This window comes from Fulvivirga ligni (assembly GCF_021389935.1).
GTDB lineage: Bacteria > Bacteroidota > Bacteroidia > Cytophagales > Cyclobacteriaceae > Fulvivirga > Fulvivirga ligni.
The window spans coordinates 415,001-433,427 of record NZ_CP089979.1; the positions used below are offsets into that span (position 1 = coordinate 415,001).

14 protein-coding genes (1 of these 14 only partly in view) are annotated in these 18,427 nt (G+C 38.2%); 3 read left to right on the top strand and 11 right to left on the bottom strand.

Annotated features, from left to right (window positions below; all coding sequences use genetic code 11):
• The 4 genes from tsaB to rpmH form a co-directional block, all read right to left on the bottom strand.
• Positions 1-64, bottom strand: the start of a protein-coding gene (gene tsaB, locus LVD16_RS01850; protein ID WP_233771880.1) for a tRNA (adenosine(37)-N6)-threonylcarbamoyltransferase complex dimerization subunit type 1 TsaB. 623 nt of this gene lie to the left of the window's left edge; only the first 64 of its 687 coding nucleotides appear in the window; it begins with the start codon at positions 62-64; the stop codon falls past the left edge of the window.
• The gene (locus LVD16_RS01855; RefSeq protein WP_233771881.1) at positions 64-1,719 is read right to left on the bottom strand and encodes a S41 family peptidase; all 1,656 of its coding nucleotides are present in this window, start codon (positions 1,717-1,719) and stop codon (positions 64-66) included. The genes tsaB and LVD16_RS01855 overlap by 1 nt, the downstream gene beginning before the upstream one ends.
• Entirely contained in the window at positions 1,697-2,095 is a 399-nt protein-coding gene (gene rnpA, locus LVD16_RS01860; RefSeq protein WP_233771882.1) for a ribonuclease P protein component, read from the bottom strand. The genes LVD16_RS01855 and rnpA overlap by 23 nt, the downstream gene beginning before the upstream one ends.
• Before the next feature lie 68 nt (positions 2,096-2,163).
• Complete coding sequence (rpmH, locus tag LVD16_RS01865) at positions 2,164-2,319, bottom strand: 50S ribosomal protein L34 (protein WP_233771883.1); 156 nt, start codon at positions 2,317-2,319, stop codon at positions 2,164-2,166.
• A 196-nt stretch (positions 2,320-2,515) separates the two neighbouring features.
• On the opposite strand from rpmH, the gene LVD16_RS01870 reads away from it, so the two are divergent.
• Positions 2,516-4,240 (top strand): M61 family metallopeptidase, encoded by a 1,725-nt coding sequence (locus tag LVD16_RS01870; protein WP_233771884.1) that lies wholly within the window; start codon positions 2,516-2,518, stop codon positions 4,238-4,240.
• Between the two features lie 55 nt (positions 4,241-4,295).
• On the opposite strand, the gene LVD16_RS01875 is transcribed toward LVD16_RS01870, so the two are convergent.
• Genes LVD16_RS01875 through LVD16_RS01885 form a run of 3 tightly spaced genes read right to left on the bottom strand, consistent with a single transcriptional unit; the run spans position 4,296 to position 8,764 of the window.
• Positions 4,296-6,362, bottom strand: a complete 2,067-nt coding sequence (locus LVD16_RS01875; RefSeq protein ID WP_233771885.1) for a M16 family metallopeptidase — start codon at positions 6,360-6,362, stop codon at positions 4,296-4,298.
• A gap of 1 nt (position 6,363) precedes the next feature.
• Positions 6,364-7,722: a M16 family metallopeptidase gene (locus tag LVD16_RS01880; RefSeq protein WP_233771886.1), complete on the bottom strand. Its 1,359-nt coding sequence runs from the start codon at positions 7,720-7,722 to the stop codon at positions 6,364-6,366.
• Positions 7,723-7,765: 43 nt separating this feature from the next.
• The gene (locus LVD16_RS01885) at positions 7,766-8,764 is read right to left on the bottom strand and encodes an adenosine kinase (protein WP_233771887.1); all 999 of its coding nucleotides are present in this window, start codon (positions 8,762-8,764) and stop codon (positions 7,766-7,768) included.
• Positions 8,765-8,917: 153 nt separating this feature from the next.
• Here LVD16_RS01885 and LVD16_RS01890 point away from each other — a divergent pair, with 153 nt between their 5' ends.
• Positions 8,918-12,004: a sensor histidine kinase gene (locus tag LVD16_RS01890; protein WP_233771888.1), complete on the top strand. Its 3,087-nt coding sequence runs from the start codon at positions 8,918-8,920 to the stop codon at positions 12,002-12,004.
• Here LVD16_RS01890 and LVD16_RS01895 read toward each other — a convergent pair.
• Positions 12,001-12,858 (bottom strand): glycerophosphodiester phosphodiesterase, encoded by an 858-nt coding sequence (locus tag LVD16_RS01895; RefSeq protein ID WP_233771889.1) that lies wholly within the window; start codon positions 12,856-12,858, stop codon positions 12,001-12,003. The two genes, LVD16_RS01890 and LVD16_RS01895, sit on opposite strands and share 4 nt — an antisense overlap.
• A 138-nt stretch (positions 12,859-12,996) precedes the next feature.
• On the opposite strand from LVD16_RS01895, the gene LVD16_RS01900 reads away from it, so the two are divergent.
• On the top strand, positions 12,997-13,602 hold the full coding sequence (locus LVD16_RS01900) for a DUF6515 family protein (RefSeq protein ID WP_233771890.1): 606 nt from the start codon (positions 12,997-12,999) through the stop codon (positions 13,600-13,602).
• A gap of 36 nt (positions 13,603-13,638) precedes the next feature.
• On the opposite strand, the gene LVD16_RS01905 is transcribed toward LVD16_RS01900, so the two are convergent.
• The 3 genes from LVD16_RS01905 to bglX are packed head-to-tail and all read right to left on the bottom strand — an operon-like array spanning position 13,639 to position 18,421.
• A complete protein-coding gene (locus LVD16_RS01905) occupies positions 13,639-14,586 on the bottom strand; it encodes an alpha/beta hydrolase (protein ID WP_233771891.1) in 948 nt (315 codons plus the stop codon).
• Between the two features lie 3 nt (positions 14,587-14,589).
• Positions 14,590-16,113 (bottom strand): sulfatase family protein, encoded by a 1,524-nt coding sequence (locus tag LVD16_RS01910; protein ID WP_233771892.1) that lies wholly within the window; start codon positions 16,111-16,113, stop codon positions 14,590-14,592.
• Between the two features lie 25 nt (positions 16,114-16,138).
• Positions 16,139-18,421 carry a beta-glucosidase BglX gene (bglX, locus tag LVD16_RS01915; RefSeq protein ID WP_233771893.1) on the bottom strand — a complete coding sequence of 761 codons (2,283 nt, stop codon included), beginning with the start codon at positions 18,419-18,421 and terminating at the stop codon, positions 16,139-16,141.
• Between the last annotated feature and the right edge of the window lie 6 nt (positions 18,422-18,427).

The window sequence follows — 18,427 nt, forward strand, 5'->3', positions numbered from 1 at the left end:
TGTTATTATAAACGGCTACGGAGCAAATTGGAGTAGCTGTTTCTATACTAAGTATTAACGCCATTAATTAACTGCCAGAATCTTATTATAGGTTTCAGTATCGTTTAAAACTGAAATTGCTTTTTGAATATCAGTGTCTTTTCTAAAAGAAGCTTCTATGTCTCCTCTAACAAAGTAGTAGCGAGAGGCTATTTCAACTTCTAAGGCCTGAACAATTTCTTCTTTAAAATTTTGCAAATCAAGTTCTTTATTGTGCTTAACCTTTTCTTTCAAAGCCAAAAGCTGCTTGTGAATATCTTCGTAATACTTTTCTTTTTTAGACGACTCTTCCAACTCGTCAATCTCCTGCTCTACTCTGGTAGTATAATCATAGTTTTTACTCTGCAACCATTTTCCAAAGGCTGCATATTCCTGATCAGTGAGTCTAAATTCCTTAGCAGCAGGAATGGTGGCGTGTTCACTTGCATACTTAGTCGCATAATTAAAAATCAATCCTTTGGTGATTAGGCTCATGGTAATAGGAGCATAATACTCATGATCTACTTTTACGTCCGGATCAAGACCCTGCCCGTCATAAACCACTCTGCCACTAGTTGTTTTAAATTCCGTTTTTAAAGAATCGGCAATCTTGTTGACAGATCCGTCTTCATTTTTATGAGTATAATCTAAGGCTTGAATACATCTGCCACTCGGTATATAGTACTTTGCAGTGGTCACTTTAAGCTGGGCATTATAAGATAGTGGTCTGGTAGTTTGCACTAAGCCTTTTCCAAATGTCCTAGCACCTAGTAGAATTCCTCTATCATAATCCTGAATTACACCGCTAACAATTTCAGATGCCGATGCACTGCCTCCATTAGTAAGGACAACCAAAGGGATCTCAGTATCTACCGGACTGTTCAGTGTTTTATAAGTTTTGTTCCATTCAGTGACCTTTCCTTTGGTAGATACCACTTCACTATTTTTCGGGATAAAGACATTACTAACATTTACGGCCTCGCTTAAAAGCCCTCCAGGATTACCTCGCAGATCGAGAATGATTTTGGTGGCTCCTTGCTTTTTAAGTTCCTCCACTGCATTCGCCACTTCTTTTCCTGCTTCGGTGGTAAAATCTTCCAGCTTCACATACCCCACCTCTTTACCTACCATTCCGTAATACTGCACATTATCTATAGTGATTTTCTCTCTTTGGATATGGAATTCTATCGGTTCACTTTTCCCAAAACGTTTCACAGTAACATCCACCTGAGTTCTGGCTTGACCTTTTAATAAAAGACTAATATCTGAAATCCCCTTTTCGTCATCTACTGTATGGCCATCTACCGATATAATTTCATCACCTATTTTCAGGCCAGCCTTTTGTGCAGCGAATCCTTCGTAAGGCATGGTGATTAAAATCTTACCGTCAACTTTTCCAATCAGTGCTCCGATACCTGCATACTGACCTGTAGTCATGGTGCGGAAACTCTCAATATCTTCTTCGGGAATGTAATTAGTGTAAGGATCTAGAGAGCCAAGCATTGCATCTATACCAGTCTCTATCATTTGATCAGGGTCTACCTCATCTACATAATAAGCATTCACCTCTTTAAAGAGGGTAGCGAATATGTCTAGGTTTTTGGCTATTTCGAAATAGCGCTCCGTAGGTTCGCGGAAAGCAAACAGGGTAATAACTACAAAAAGGGGGATTAGTATTTTAGCCTTTAGAACTCTCTTCATCTTCATTTTGCTTTGGGACTAATATTCTGTTTAAACGCTGTCCGACAGAAATCAGTTTCTTTTCTATAGTTTGATAAGGCAAAATTTCCTTAGCGGTATAAATATAAGCAATTTGAAGATTGCAAGGGCACTGATAATGCTCCTTGTTTAATCGGTAGGATTCTCGAACTCTTCGCTTGATTTTATTTCTATCCACAGCCCTTTTAAATGACTTTTTAGACACAGCCACCAATACCTGATGGCTATCTATGTCCTCTTCAGCCATATAAAAGACTTTGAACGGATATAAATAAAAAGAGGAACCCTTTGAAAAGAGTCCCTGAATATGTTTTTTTCTGGAAAGCCTTTCCGACTTTCCAAAGCTATTAGATTTCATTCCAGCGGTTTTTTTCAGCCAATGAAAAAAACAACTTACACGGAAATATTATTGCCTCAGCAAAAATATTATTTGTGAGTCTTCTCGTCAGAAACAGTAAGTTTCTTTCTTCCTTTAGCTCTTCTTCTAGCTAAAACGGCTCTACCATTAACAGACTCCATACGAGCTTTGAAACCGTGCTTGTTTTTTCTCTTTCTTTGCGATGGTTGAAATGTTCTTTTCATTTTGTATATTCTTTATTCCCTCTCAGTAAAATAAGAAGGAGTGTTCACCTTCACTTTAATTTTTTCTGGGCTGCAAAGATAAGTAGCTTTTTTGTAATAACAAACTAGCTGCGAATAATTATTAAAGACTTTAAAATTACCCTTGCATCCTGCTAAGACTATTTTCTTTAGCGTTACTTTTACAAAAAGTCAAAGTATGCAATATAATATCTCATTCCCTAATCCTTTACAGCATTTTTTTGAAATATCAGTTTCAATAGATACCACCCACAAATCAGAGCTAGAAATATTTCTACCTATCTGGAGACCAGGGAGGTATGAGGCTGCTAATTTTTCTAAATATTTAAGAGATTTTAAGATTGAGTCTGAGGCCGGAGATATAATTACGCATAGAAAGACCTCCTCCAGTTCCTGGAAAATAGATGCTTCTTCAGAGGATACTGTTATAGTAAAATATAAATATTGGGCATATAGAATGGATGCAGGAAGCAGTTGGTTTGATGAGGATTTGATCTACATCAACTTTGTTAACTGCATGGTTTATGTAAAAGAACTGATGACAGAACCTTGTGAGATTGTGTTAGATCTGCCAGAGAATTTCAAGGTAGGATGTGGACTGAAAAGGCAAGGAAATAAATTTGAGGCCTCAGATTATTATGAGCTGGCAGACAGTCCATTAATAGCTTCTGCCGAGTTAGAGCATTTGACATATACAGCGGGAGATACTGACTTCCACGTATGGATAAGCGGTAAGCATAGCGTTGACTCTGAAAAAATTGTGACTGATTTTAAAAAGTTCAGTGAATCGCAAATACAGATCATGGGTGAGTTTCCAGAGCCAGATTATCATTTTATCCTGATCATGCTTCCGTTTAAATTCTATCATGGAGTGGAGCATCATGACTCTACAGTAATTTGTCTTGGCCCCGGTATAGCGACAGACATAGATGAGCTTTATACTCAGCTAATAGGCGTAAGCTCTCATGAGCTTTTCCACTCCTGGAACATTCTAAAGATAAGGCCAAAAGAATTGATGCCTTATGAATATAATAAGGAAGCCTTTTTTCCAACGGGTTATGTAGCAGAAGGTTTTACTACTTACTATGGAGATCTATTCCTGGCAAAAAGTGGAGTATTTGATCAAGAAGCTTATTTCACTGAGCTCAATACATTATTTAAGAGACATTTTTACAACTTCGGAAGGCTCAACTATTCGGTGGCAGATTCTTCTGAAGATCTATGGATAGATGGCTATGCTTTGAATTTCCCAGATCGCAAAAGCTCCATTTATGTAGAAGGAGCTATGGTAGCTTTATGCCTTGATTTAATGATCAGAAAAAGTAGCAGTGACGAGAAATCATTGGATGATGTGCTCAAGAAATTATATGTTGATTTCGGTAAAACAGGAAAAGGCTATACCTCTGACGATGTGCAACAAATCTGTGAGGAGCTATATGGAGATTCTTTATCAGACTTTTTCCAGAGGCATGTATTTGGGACGGATGATAAGGAGGAACTCATTAACGGTCTACTCTCTCATGTTGGGTGTATGCTATGGAAATCTGAAAACACAAATCCATTTGAAAATTACCTAGGCATAAGATTAAGTAGTGTAGGAGATAACAAGGGTGGACTGAAGGTATCCCACATAGCACCTGGAGCAATAGGAGAAGGATTTTTCTCTATTAATGATGAAATTGTAACTGTAAATAACCAACCTCTTACGATAGAGACCATTGAACAGTTTGATCCAGGAGAGTATACATTTTTAGTGAAAAGAAGCTTTGACAAAACGGTGACTTTCACTGTAAAGCCGGGAGAACAACGCTATTTCCCTCAATATAAAATTACTCCTTTACTTCACCCCACGCCGCAACAGAGAGATTCTTTTGAAAGCTGGACCGGGTTGAAATTAGCATAATAAAAAAGGCCAAAGGTGCATTAACTTTGGCCTTTTCACTTTCCTAAAAGTCTATTTATTTAAAAGTATCATCCCCTACTTTAGGATTTACTTCTATGCTATCAGTTTTGATATTTAACTTCATAGGGCCCATCGGTTGAATGATGGTATGCGGGAAGTAAATTCCTGAAACCTCCTTGTAGTCAGTAAAGTCGGTGGACACTACCATCTCACCTTGTGGTGTATTCACAGTTTTAGACTCTCTTACTTTGAAACCTGTTTTGGTATCGTAGTATTCTGTAGATTTCGTACCTGAAGGATAAACCACTTCTATAGCGTAAGCATCTTTTCCTTCCACCTTCTCTACACTTTTAAGCTCAGTCTTTACTCCTAACTCGTCATACTTTAATTCTACGAATGGATAAGCAGACATTTTTAGTTGCTCTTTGGTGTTATCATCAACCGGAAGATTATTTCCCATTTGAGAAACAGAAGCCTGGTCACCGTTAATCATCTGCTTGCTTACAACATTTCCTCCCATACTTATTTCCATAACCATTTTACCGGGAACCTTCTTCACAGATTTTAAGCTAAGGGATCTTCCTCCCATATCCGCGCTCATGTTAGTAATCAAAGTGTTCACTTTATTAACAGCCTCTTCACCGCCAATAACCTGGATGTATTTGTCAATCACCTTTTCGGCAGTAAGACCTTCAGGGATAGAAGCCACTGCAGGCTCATATTCTTCACCATAAATATCAAAGTACTTCACCTCACCGAACGTGGTTAACTTATCAGCGATATCAGATGCTTTACCTACAATTACAATGTTAGAATGATCTGGTAAGATATACTTATCTGCCATAGCTTTAACATCTGCTAAAGATGTAGCTGAAACATTCTTTAGGTAATTCTGATAATAATCTTCAGGCAACTTGTAGATAGCGCTATTGATAGCAAAACGTGCAATGGTAGAAGGTTCTTCCAGTGATCTTGCGAAACTTCCAATAATAGAAGCTTTGGCAGCGTCTAATTCACCTTGCTCTACGTTTTCATCTCTCATTTTCTTTAGCTCATAAAGAAATTCGTAAACCGCACTATCAGTAACATCGTTTCTTACACTGGCAGATGCTGTGAAAGTACCGATAAGATCATCGCTAGAAATTGATGAGCGAGCGCCATAGGTAAAGGCTTTATCCTCACGAAGATTTTGCATTAGTCTTGAAGAAAATCCTCCACCCAGTATCTCATTCATTACTCTAGACTTGATTACATCTGGGCTTCCCGGCTGCAATTCTACAGGGTAAGTAATATTAATTACAGACTGCACACTACTTGGTCTGTCTACTAAGGCAATGTAAGTACTCTCAGGCGCAGATGGTGAATCATAAGTTGGCTGAGTAATTTCACCTCTTTCCCAATCACTAAAGTACTTTTTAACCAATTTCTTGGCGTCTTTGAAGCTGATATCTCCCACAACAGCCAGATAGGCTACATTTGGTTTAAAATATTTACTGTAATATCCTTTTATATCCTCCACAGTAACATTTTTCACTGTTTCTTCAGTAGTAAGCTCTCCGTATGGGTGATTCTTTCCATAGGCCATTATATCAGAAACATTAGATGCTATAGCGTTTGGATTCTCTTTACTAGCCGCAAGTCCAGATAACGTTTGCTTTCTGATCTTTTCCAGCTCGTCCTCAGGAAAGGCTGGATGGAAAAGGACATCAGTCATTAATTGCAATAACTTATCTGTATGCTTGGTTAGAGAAGAAGCGTATACGCTGCTAGAACTAGCGCTTAAAGAAGCCCCGATGAAATCAATTTCTTCATCAAGCTCAGCTTTAGTTCTACTAGTGGTTCCATTTCTAAGCAACTGACCTGTCATTGAAACATATCCTGCCTTATCATTCTCCATGATAGGATCATTATCAAACATCAATGAAAAAGTAGTTCTTGGAATCTTGTGATTTTCAACTACGTAAACCTTTAATCCATTTTTCAATTCGAAGGATTTGTATTCACCGATCTGAATCTTAGGGGCTGGGCCCGATTCTGGTGCTTTAGTACGATCTATTTGCGCAAACAAAGCTGATGAGGCAAATACGAACGTAAATAATAGTGATATATATTTGGTTTGCATTTTAGTTCTCAGTTTTAGTTTCAACACTCTCAGTTTGTTCTTTTGCAGATTCAGGAAGATAATAAAGCACTACTCTGTTTTCCTTTTTTAAGTACTTGTTAGCCACTCTTTTAATATCTTCTTTAGTTACCTTCATGTATTTCTCTATCTCGGTGTTTATAAGATTAGCATCTCCAAAATACACATGGTAATTGGCCAGATTTTCTGCAATACCTGTTACACGGCTATTTTTGGTAACAATATCATTCTCAACCTGATTTCTGATCTTTTGCAACTCCTTATCTGTAATTAGCTCAGTTTGGACCTTAGCAATTTGCTCATCCATGCCTTTTTCAAGATCTGAAGCCTCTACACCCATATTCGCTAAACCAAAAACCAGGTATAAACCAGGGTCTTCAGAGCCGAAAGGAATAGCCACTACCTGCAACGCCTTTTGATCTTCGTCTACTAATTTTTTATACATTCTGGAGCTCTGTCCATCTGAAAGTAAAGTACTTAAAAGGTTCAAAGCATAGTAATCGTCTGTACCTTGCGCAGGCATGTGATAAGCTTGGATTACTGCAGGAAGCTGAATTTTGTCGTATACAATATCACGAACCTCTTCTTTTTGCTCTGGCTCTACTTCTTTAGGGAAAGGAATATTTTTGCCTCCTTTTGGGATATCAGCAAAATAGTCATTCACTAGTTTTTTTGTTTCCTCAATGTTTAAGTCTCCAGCGATAGAAAGAGTAGCATTTTCAGGAACATAAAATGTTTTATAGAAATCTCTGAACTCCTCAATAGTAGCAGCATTTAGATGATCTAGTGAACCTATGGTAGTCCATCTGTAAGGGTGAACTTTATAGGCTCTTTTACTGATCTCAGCTAGAATAGAACCATAAGGCTGGTTATCTACTCGCTGTCTTTTTTCTTCTTTTACCACTTCGCGCTGAGTTTCAACCCCTGTTTCGTCAATTTTAGCATGCATTAAACGCTCAGACTCTAACCATAAGCCTAACTTTAGCTCATTAGAAGGTAGTACTTCATAGTAAAAAGTACGGTCATTAGTAGTATTAGCATTATTTACAGCACCAGCATTAGTAATGTATTTATCGAACTGTCCTCTTGGAATATTTTCAGACCCTTCAAAAAGTAAGTGCTCAAAAAAGTGAGCAAACCCAGTGCGGCTAGGATCTTCATTTTTAGAACCTACATGGTACATCATAGTAACCGCTACAATCGGCGTACTATTATCCTGATGCAGAATAACATGCAGGCCATTGTCCAAATCATACTCGGTAAATTCAATCTTCTTCCCCTGACCATAAGCAGTAGCGCCTATAAGCAAGACAAAAAGCAAACCGATCATTGCTTTTTTCATATTGATTAGGTTAAAGTTAAGTTTATAGATATTTAAAATTATTCTAGTTTGCAAGATGCTCAAGGATGGCCTTTGCCTCTGTTTTTTCCAACCTAGGACCAAACTGAGAAACTATTTTAGAAGAAGCCAGACTGGCTAATTTACCTGCTTCTGCGTAACTATGTCCATTTGTAATGGCATACAAAAACGCCCCAGCAAACATATCTCCAGCTCCGTTAGAGTCAATGGCTTTCACCTGGTATGGTTCTATATCGATGAAAGTATCCCCATCAAAAATAATTGCTCCGTTAGCACCTAAGGTGATGGCAAATTTCTTGGCCACTTTCTTCAATTCTTCTCGAGCTTCAATGATGGAATCCTTATCAGTAAAGAGCATAGCTTCTTCTTCATTACAAAATAAAAGATCTACGCCGTCTCCTACTACTGCCTGCATTGGTTCTTTGAAATACTTCACCATGCTTGGATCAGAAAAAGTAAGGGCAACTTTTGTACCAGCTTCTTCCGCCAATTTTTTCGCATGCTTCATGGCTTCCTGGCCATTTTCAGAAGTAATAAGATACCCTTCGATATACAAATAAGATGAGTCTTTAAGCTTAGCCTCGTCAATCTGACTTTTTGAAAAAGTAGCTGTAATTCCCAAGAACGTATTCATTGTACGGTTGGCATCAGGTGTGGTCATTACCAGACATTTACCAGTAATGCCTTCTTCCATATTAGACTCCTCAAGGTTGGTGTCTACGCCATTAGCTTTAAGGTCTGAAAGATAGAATTTACCTAACTCATCCTGAGCTACTTTACAATTATAGAATGTGCTGCCTCCAAACTGGCTCGCCGCTATGATTGAGTTGGCCGCTGAGCCTCCGCATTTCTTATCTGCCTCTGGAAGGTTGATAGCGTTCATTAATTGAGACTGTCTTTCTTCATCTACCAACGTCATGAAGTTTTTCTCAATGCCGTGAGTATCAAGGAAATCATCACTTACTTCAGTAACAATATCTACTAAGGCATTGCCCATGCCATAAATGTCGTATGTTTTTTGCATAAAATGTTCTTGGTAATTATTTGTTGCTAATTTAGTCTTTTATGTATTTAATTAAAATTTCAAAAAAGGCCTTATTTAGCCTTCTGAAATGATTGAGATTTTGAATAGGATCACATATAAAATTTTTAGTATATTGATAGCTTAATTTTTTTTATGTGGTTTAAGCGTTTTATAAGCCTCCTCCTTATTCTTACTACCTTTCAAGTAGTTCATGGGCAGCTTTATGTACCACAAGGATACCATGAAAAAGATGGTTTACCTTCTAATATTGTTCCGGGAATAGCACAAGGCCCCAAGGGTCTTCTCTGGTTTTTAACAGATCAAGGCTTATGTAGTTATGATGGAATTTCATGGGAAATAATGCACAACCTTGCCACGCCAAAAGGTTGGAGTGCCCGACTACATAATTTCCCTGATCAATCAATGATCATTACAGGCTTCGAAAGAAAGAATTTCAAAATCCTGTTTTATGAAAAGGAATGGAAAGAAATTGATTTCAACCTATCTGATGAGTATAGAAAATGGTATGATTTAGCCCTCACACAAGGTTTCTCTAAAGATGGTAAATACAAGAAATTTGCTTTTAACACAAAAGGCTATATTCATGAATATGATCTTTTAAATAGTAAGTGGACTACTTTTAAGATACCAGAAGAGGTAGACAATTTACAAACCATGAGCTATGTAAATGATACCCTTTACTTCACCACTAGCCATGTCATATATTATCACACCTCAGGAGAAAAAGAATTTAAGAAATTAAAGGTCTTCCCTCCAAAAACGCATTTTATTCATGTCTACAAAGTGGCCAACAGCCCTCGTGTATATATAGTTGGCAATGGCTGGATCGGCCTACTGGTAGATGATGAAATAAAAGTTATCGCCGACTTTTCTGATCCAACCTTCTTACAAACGAGCAATATCACAGATGATGGAATGGGTAATTTATATTTTACCTCGTCAGACTGGTTCTATAGGTTTAATACAAAGACCCATGAATTTTTAAAGTTCAGACTTGAAGATTCTAATGCAGTACCCTTACACTCCAGAATATTTTTTGACAATGAAAAGAATTTCTGGGTAAATAGCTACCGTGGTGCCTACAAGGTTAATAGTTTTAGCTTCACCAGTTATAATAAGTTCTCAGGTCTGATAGAAAATGAAGGCACTTCCATTTTTGAAGTTGAGGAAGGAAAAATAATGGCTGGAGGAATTTCCGGTTACAGCATTATTGACACTAAAAATGACACAATTGAAGCATATGACCTCAGCCAACAAATTGACAGAAGATATATCCACAGGTTTTTTGACATTAAAAAGACTAAAAACAATGAAACCTATGTAGTAGGAGGAGTTCTTGGGCTGGGAAAACTAAATTCTGATCATAAAATAACATGGCGAAAATTTCCAGAGATACCTGAAGTGGTAGCCATCTACCCTTGGGGTGATTCTATGTATATTGCCAATCAGCACAGCCTGTTCCTTTTACATGAAAATAAATTAAGTAGGATAACTTCTATTCCGGCTTATACCAGGCAGATCACTACACTACCCGATGGCAGATTGTGCCTGCTTACTTCGGAAGGGTTGTTTACACTTGAGAAAGACCAGCTTAAGCCCTATTATTATAATCACGAGGCCAGCTCTAATTTTTATGTGCTAAAACAAATTGATGGACATTTGTATGTGGGCTCACATCTGGGGCTGCTTGAATTTAAGAATGACTCAATTATACAGGGTGAAATAAATGGCTTCAAAATAGATAGACCCATCTACGATATTTTAGAAACCCGCACTGGCCATGTATGGGTTGGAACTGACAACGGAGTTTCTCTGATAAAAGATAATAGCATTACTCAGTACACTCCCGAGGAAGGCCTTATAGGTAATGAAATCAATAGGAATTCATTATTTGAAGACAGTAAAGGGCGTGTTTGGATAGGTAGTAATGATGGAGTATCATGCTTTGATCCTTTGATGGATTTGCCACCAATAAATCCTCAAAGTGTTGAGGTTCTAAAAATCTCAAATAAGAACACCATTTTAGATCAGGATGATCTCTCAGACCTCAGTTATAAAAAGAATGATTTAGAGTTTCATTATAGGGCCATATCCTTCAGTGATGAAAAAAGTGTTAATTATCGAATACGATTAAAGGGACTGGAGTCAGAATGGCGTTATCTCAAGTATCCTCAAACTTCGGTTTTGTACACATTTCTTCCCTATGGACAAAAATATCAATTGGAGATACAGGCACGAGTGAAACAAGGTCCTTGGAGTCCTTCTGCATTTAGTACGGAAGTATCTATTAATCAGCCTTTCTACAGCAGCTGGTGGTTTATTGTAGCATGTCTTCTAGTGTCTATTGGAATTGGGTACCTTATCCAATATAATGTGAATCAGGTTCAAAACAACCTATTTCTTAAAAAGACCGTAGCCGAAAAAACAGCTGAAATTGCAGCATCGCGTGAAATACTAAGGGAGCAAAACAAAAAGCTACTGGAAGAGATTGAAGAACGAAAGAAGGCCGAAGCAGAAAGATCAAAACTTATTGAAGAGCTTACCAAGATCAATAAGGAACTTGACTGGTTTATTTACAGTGCTTCTCATGATTTAAGTGCCCCGATTAAAAGCCTGGATGGCCTGATGAACATTATGGCTCGTGAGCAAATTGAAGAACCTGGCGCGCAGTATTTATCGCTCATGAAAAAGAGTCTTAGCAAACTTGAAGTATTCATTAATGAGCTGATAGACTTTTCACGAAATGCCAGGACCAAGGTAACTAAAGAGGAAATAGTGATTAAGCCTTTTGTGACTGAGATTATTGATAATTTTAAGTTTTATAAAAATTATCCTTCTATAACATTCAGTATTGAAACAGGAGAAGAAGCGGAAAGTATACTAAGCGACCCTTTTAGGATAAGAGTGATCATGACAAACCTGATTTCTAATGCCATCAATTATCATGATACTAGCAAAGAAGCTCCTTTTGTAACCATCAAAACCAGTAAGGTTGAGAACAAAGTTTTAATCAAAGTAAGTGATAACGGGCACGGCATACCATCCAAGATGATTCCCAATATCTTTAACATGTTTTTTAGGGCCACAGATAAGTCTAAAGGCTCGGGTTTGGGGCTTTATATTGTAAAAGAAGCCATGGAAAAAATACACGGCAAAATACATGTGCAGTCTCAACTGGAAGAAGGCACCACCTTTACCCTGGAACTGCCTGTGGATTAGTGCGAACTATCTTGTTTCTTTATTTCTCTGGTAAGTCCTAACTGATGGGCTTTATTTGGAAAGTCAGTAATGATACCATCTACTTTCCATCTTACCAATTTCTTAAAATCACCTTCATCATTTACTGTCCATGGAATTACCTTAATATCCTTTTTGTGCAGATCCTCGACAGAGTTCTCAGTAATCAGCTTAAAATAAGGACTATAAATAGTTGGCTTAAAGCCTAAATTAGCCAGATTAGTATCTATTGATCTGGTATTTTCAACCAGGGCGGCCAGTTTAACATCAGGATAGTGCTTATGCCAATACTGAAGAACTCTAAAATCAAAAGACTGAATTATCACCCTATCCCATGGTAAATATTGATCAATAAGGTCATATACCAGCTTGGAAAACTCTTCTGGTTTTGGATGCCACTCTCCGTCCCCCTCGGGAGAACTTTTAATTTCTATATTATAATTTACTTCATAGTTGGTTTCGCTTTTCACATGCATCTCCGCAGCTTTTATCACCTCAGAAAGTAGCGGTTTATTGATAGTAATCTTCTGCTGCTCTGGAAACCGAGTGTTATTCAGGCTACCACAATCAAACTTATGCACCTGCTCATAGGTCATGTTATAGATATTAAACTTTTTATTATCCTGAATCTTTGAATTATCTACGTTCAGGCAAATACTGGGCGAAATATAAGGGTCGTGAGACACTACCACTTTTTTATCTTTGGTAATTACCACATCCATCTCCAGTGTGGTAACACCCTGATCTAAAGCATAAATAAATGCCGGAATAGTATTCTCAGGCATCATACCTCTGGCACCTCTATGTCCTTGGATATCTATTTTTTGGGCTTTCAAACTCAAAGTAATTGAAAGTGATATGAATGTGAACAGAAAAAAAATTCGCATGTGATTAAACCTTTGAAGTCAATTAATATCTAAAGCTAAAATACATTTTAAGTAACGTATAAGAAGACAATTAAATATTAAATCTATATGAAGAAGTTATTTGCGATAATAGGATTTATATTCATTCTAACGGCAGCTCCAGAAACCAATCACGAAGCTCAAGCTCAAACGAGGGAACAAGTAGAACGAAGACATACACGAAGAGCCGTGAGAAGAAGAACCAGGAGACGCGTGAGAAGAAGGGTTTCCAGAAGAGCTCATTTAAGATACCATGGTATGCCAAGATATAGAGCAGTAGTAGCGGTAGCACCTCAAGGCGCGGTAGTGGTGAAGAGCAAAGGAGTGAGCTATCATTATCACAGCGGGGTATTTTATCAATCAAGAAATAATGATTTTATAGTGGTGCGGCCCATAGTTGGTGTTCGAGTAAGAACATTGCCGGCAGCCAAGAGAGTGGTGGTGGTAAATAACAGAAACTACTATTACTATTATGGCACCTTTTATCAAGAAAAAAGAGGAGAATATGAAGTGGTAGATGCACCAGAAGGAGCTTTAGTAGATGCACTGCCGGAAGGATATGAGGTAGAAACCAAAGATGACACAGAGTACTATGTATTAGACGGAGTGTATTATCAGGAAGTAGATACTGATGAATATGAGGACGGTGTTGGTTATGAGGTAGTGACGTTATAAATGAAAAGAGACCGCAGGGCGGTCTCTTTTTTATTTCTATTTACATATTTCAGGAGCCTCATTCAATGTACAAGGCCTGGTGGATGGCACAATCTCATGGATTTGTCTTTTACGGCCTTCGATAACGTCATATTGTATAAAGTCCAGAATATCAGGAATATACCTTTTCAGGGGAATGCTATTCCAACCATGATCTCCGTTACAGCCTGTAACCATATAATATCCCTTATTTAGCGATTCTAGTTTGTTGGCTATGGCTTTTCCACCATAAAGCTTCAGATATCCTGCATCCGCTTCCTGGCAGTAATGGTGAGAGGCAATGTCATAGGGTACCAGGTCATCACAGGTGCCATGAAAAATCTGAGTAGGTATGGCACTTTGTGCGGTAATATCATCCATAGTGTAAAGTGCTCCTGCCATACTAATTACTCCTGCATATTTAACTTCTTTCGGGAGCGCACTTTTATTTTTGTCAATATAGGCAGCATGCAAAACGGCTTCTGCACCGGCACTGCTACCTGATAAAACAATCTTTCGGATATCAATTTTATATTCCATAGCATGATTAGACAAGTAAGCTACGGCAGCAGCTACCTCTGAACCAGACTGATCAAAGACAGCTATTTTATCTTCAGCCGGAATGTTACATCCAAAGCCTCTCCCTTTCATGGTAAGAGAATAAGACATACTCACTACAACTATACCGTGAGAAGCTATTTGATTACAAACTTTTTGTATCCACTCTTCATCTCTGGCACCACCTGCAAAGCCTCCTCCATGTACATACACTAATACAGGTCTTTTTTTATTAGCGTCACCAAAGGGTTCATATATATCCATGGCCAGATCCTTTTCTCCAGTTGTGAGATAGGTAGCCTGACTTACAGAGATGCTATCAAAATGCTGGTTAATATATGAGAGTTTCTGGGCATTAGAATGTAAAAAAACAACGCTAGCGAATATTAGAAGTAGTATTTTCTTCATGATTTAATAAGTTCCTTTGTAGTTATGATCAAAACGTGCGCCATGATCTTCCTTTAAAGGTATATTATCTCCTCCGGTTTCTTGCAACCAGTTGAAAAGATCTGCCCGTAGCTCCTCTGCCACCTCTTTATATTCTGGCATTCTAATCAGATTATGAGCTTCCATTGGATCATTCTTTATATCATAAAGCTCATTAATATCCCACAGACCATAATATCTAATAAACTTATATTGATCAGTACGCACGGCATGAACCGTTGGGGTTTGCGGGAAAGGTCGCTCCCAGAAGTATTCGTAATATATTCTGTTTCTCCACTCTGGATTTTCTCCTTTTAGTAGTGGCAGTATCGAATGGCCATCCATATTTTTTGGAGTTTCCAACCCTGCCATTTCCATAATAGTAGGACCAATATCAATATTCTGGACCAGTTGCTCCACGCTATCTCGAGCTAATAAGTTGCCCCCTCCATATACTAAAAGGGGCACACGCATAGATTCTTCATAGGCTTGCCTTTTATCTATGAGGCCATGTTCTCCGAATGAAAATCCGTTATCTCCCATGTAAAAAACCACAGTATTTTCCAGTAGTTTATTTTTTTCTAAATAACTAATTACCTGCCCAATACTCTCATCTAAGGACAAAAGGGTTTCAGTATATCGGCGGTAAAAGTCATCAAATTTAATTTGCCCATGATACATATAATCGACCCCGTGCCAGCTATACCGCTGTTTTTTCACCCAATCAGGAACATCCTTATAATTATAGGTAGCTGAATCCACCTTATCCGGATACATGGTGATTGGATAGTTGGGTTTTTCATCTTTAAACTGATCGACATGTCGTTTTGCCGGTTGGAAGTCTGCATGAACACCTTTATGAGAGAGATACATAAAAAAGGGCTTTTCCTTATCTCTTTTATCAAGCCATTGAATGGCATAATCTGTAAGTAGATCCGTGATGTAAGTACTATCTGAAAATGATTTTTCTTCACCATCTATATTTAATGTGGGGTTATAATACTGGCCTTGTCCTTTAAAACTTACCCATCTATCAAAGCCTTTTCTAGGGTTAGCATGGTGCTCGCCCATATGCCATTTACCAAAAAAAGAAGTTTGGTATCCTCCCTTTTGCAGATACTGAGGAAAAAAGGTAGATGTATCTGCTACAAGTGATTGATTATCTATCACTTGATGTCTGTGGGAAAATTGGCCTGTTAGAATGGATGCTCTACTAGGAGAACATAATGAAGTAGTGACAAAGGCATTAGTGATGTGAGTACCCTCTTTAGCCATTTTATCCATATTTGGCGTTTTGAGGAAAGGTACTTTTCCGGTAAAGCCCATGAAATCATACCGATGGTCATCACTTAGAATAAATATTACGTTCAGGGGCTCATCTGAACCTTTGATTTGGTTAACCCGGAGATCATCGTTGGTTTTAACTTCTTCTCTATTGTCAGGAGCATTATTAGTACAAGCAACTCCTAACAAAATGAAAAGCACGATCAGAACGTTGGATTTATTCATTTGATCCCCGGGTTATATTTTAAGATTATTTCAAATAGAAGTCAGCCTCCTTACCTTCTGCAGAGCTCGGTCCTACAAAAACTTTGAAAGCACCAGGCTCAGCCTCAAAGCTCATATCCTGATGATAGAATGCTAAATCCTCTTTGCTTAAGGTAAAAGTCACTGTTTTAGACTCTCCCTTAGCGAGTTTTATTTTTTCGAAGCCTTTAAGCTCTTTTACTGGTCTGGTTATAGTACCTACCACATCTCTTACATACAGCTGCACCACTTCAGCACCATCATAATCACCAGTGTTACTCACTTTTACCGAAACTGTAAGTTCATCATCCATCGTTAATGAATCTGTACTTAAGCTTAAGTCACCGTATTCAAAAGTAGTGTAGCTAAGTCCGTAGCCAAATGGATAAAGCGGAGCATTAGAAACATCTAAATAATTAGATCTGAATTTTTGGAACCAACCGCCTTCTGGCAATGGTCTACCAGTATTTTTGTGGTTATAATATAATGGCACCTGACCTACATTTTGTGGGAAAGTAGCGGTAAGTTTTCCTGAAGGATTCACATCTCCGAAAAGCACATCTGAAATAGCATTTCCAGCTTCAGATCCTGCAAACCACACATTTAAGATTGATGGAATATTCTCATTTTCCCAAGTCATAGCCAGTGGTCTACCAGTGAAAAGCACCATTACTACCGGCTTTCCAGTTTTTAATAAAGCTTTCAATAAGTTTCTTTGGCTTTCAGGAATCTCTATGTCTGATCTACTAGCACTCTCACCACTCATCTCAGCAGACTCACCTACTGCAGCCACTATCACATCAGCACCTTGAGCAGCTTTAACCACTTCACTGATCATAGCTGATTCTGAGCGATTATCTCTGTAAGTAGGCTTACCGAAAATACTTACTCTTTTTTCTAATAATGAATCACTTGTAATGTTAGCTCCACGTGCATAAACCACATTTCCTTGCCCTACTACAGCCTCCAGACCTTCTCTTAAGGAAATCGACTTTTTAAAATCCCCGGCCACACTCCAGGTTCCAGCCATATTTTCTTTGTTATCAGCCATAGGGCCTACTAAGGCGATTTTACTTTCTTTTTTCAATGGTAAAATCTGATCCTGGTTTTTCAATAAAACTAAAGTCTGTGCTGCAAGCTCTCTGGCCTTCGCTCTGTGCTCATCGTTAAAGATTTCAGTTTTTTGTCTTTGCTCATCGCAATATTTATAAGGATCTTCAAAAAGACCAAGCTTATATTTTGCCTTTAATATTCTTCTACAAGCAGCGTTAATCTGCGCTTCTGAAACTATACCATCTTCCATAGATTTTTTCAGCGTAGTTAAGAAGCCTTCTCCTACCATATCCATATCTACACCTGCATTTAAAGATAGGCCTGAAACCGTAGCCAAGTCTCCAAGACCATGTGCTGACATTTCATTAATAGCGGTGTAGTCTGTAACTACAAAACCATTGAATCCCCATTGATCTCTCAAAAGGTCAGTCATTAACCATTTATTCGCACTTGCTGGTACACCATCCACTTCGTTAAATGAAGTCATCACGCTTCCTACACCTGCATCAACTGCTGCCTGGTAAGGAGCAAGGTATTCATTGAACATTCTCATTCGGCTCATATCCACCGTATTATAATCTCTACCTGCCTCTATAGCTCCATATAAAGCAAAGTGCTTCACACAAGCCATAATAGTATTGTTTTGAGTAAGGTCATCACCCTGATATCCTTTTACCATGGCCCTGGCGATAGCTGAACCCAGGAATGGATCTTCACCATTACCTTCAGAAACACGGCCCCAACGAGGATCACGCGAGATATCTACCATGGGTGAGAAAGTCCAGCAGATACCATCTGCACTGGCTTCTACCGCAGCCACTCTGGCTGATTGTTCTATCAGGTCCATATCCCAGCTACAGCTAAGCCCTAATGGAATAGGAAAAAGTGTTTTATAGCCATGAATTACGTCCATACCAAATATCAAAGGGATTTTTAAACGGCTTTCTTCTACAGCCACTTTTTGTACCGCTTTAATTTTAGAGGCATTGATGTTAAAAAGGCCACCAACTTTACCTGCTCTAATTTTTTCTCCTATATCTGAACTAGCGGCAGTACCTGTTACAATATCACCGGAAGAGGGTAAGTTAAGCTGACCCAGCTTTTCTTCCAATGTCATTTCGTTCATTAAAGAGTCTATAAAACTATTTTGACCATTATCAGAGGTCTCTTTCTTCTTCACCTCACATGCGGCAAAAGCCAGAGATGTTAATAAAACAAGAAGTATTCTTTTTGTCATGATATA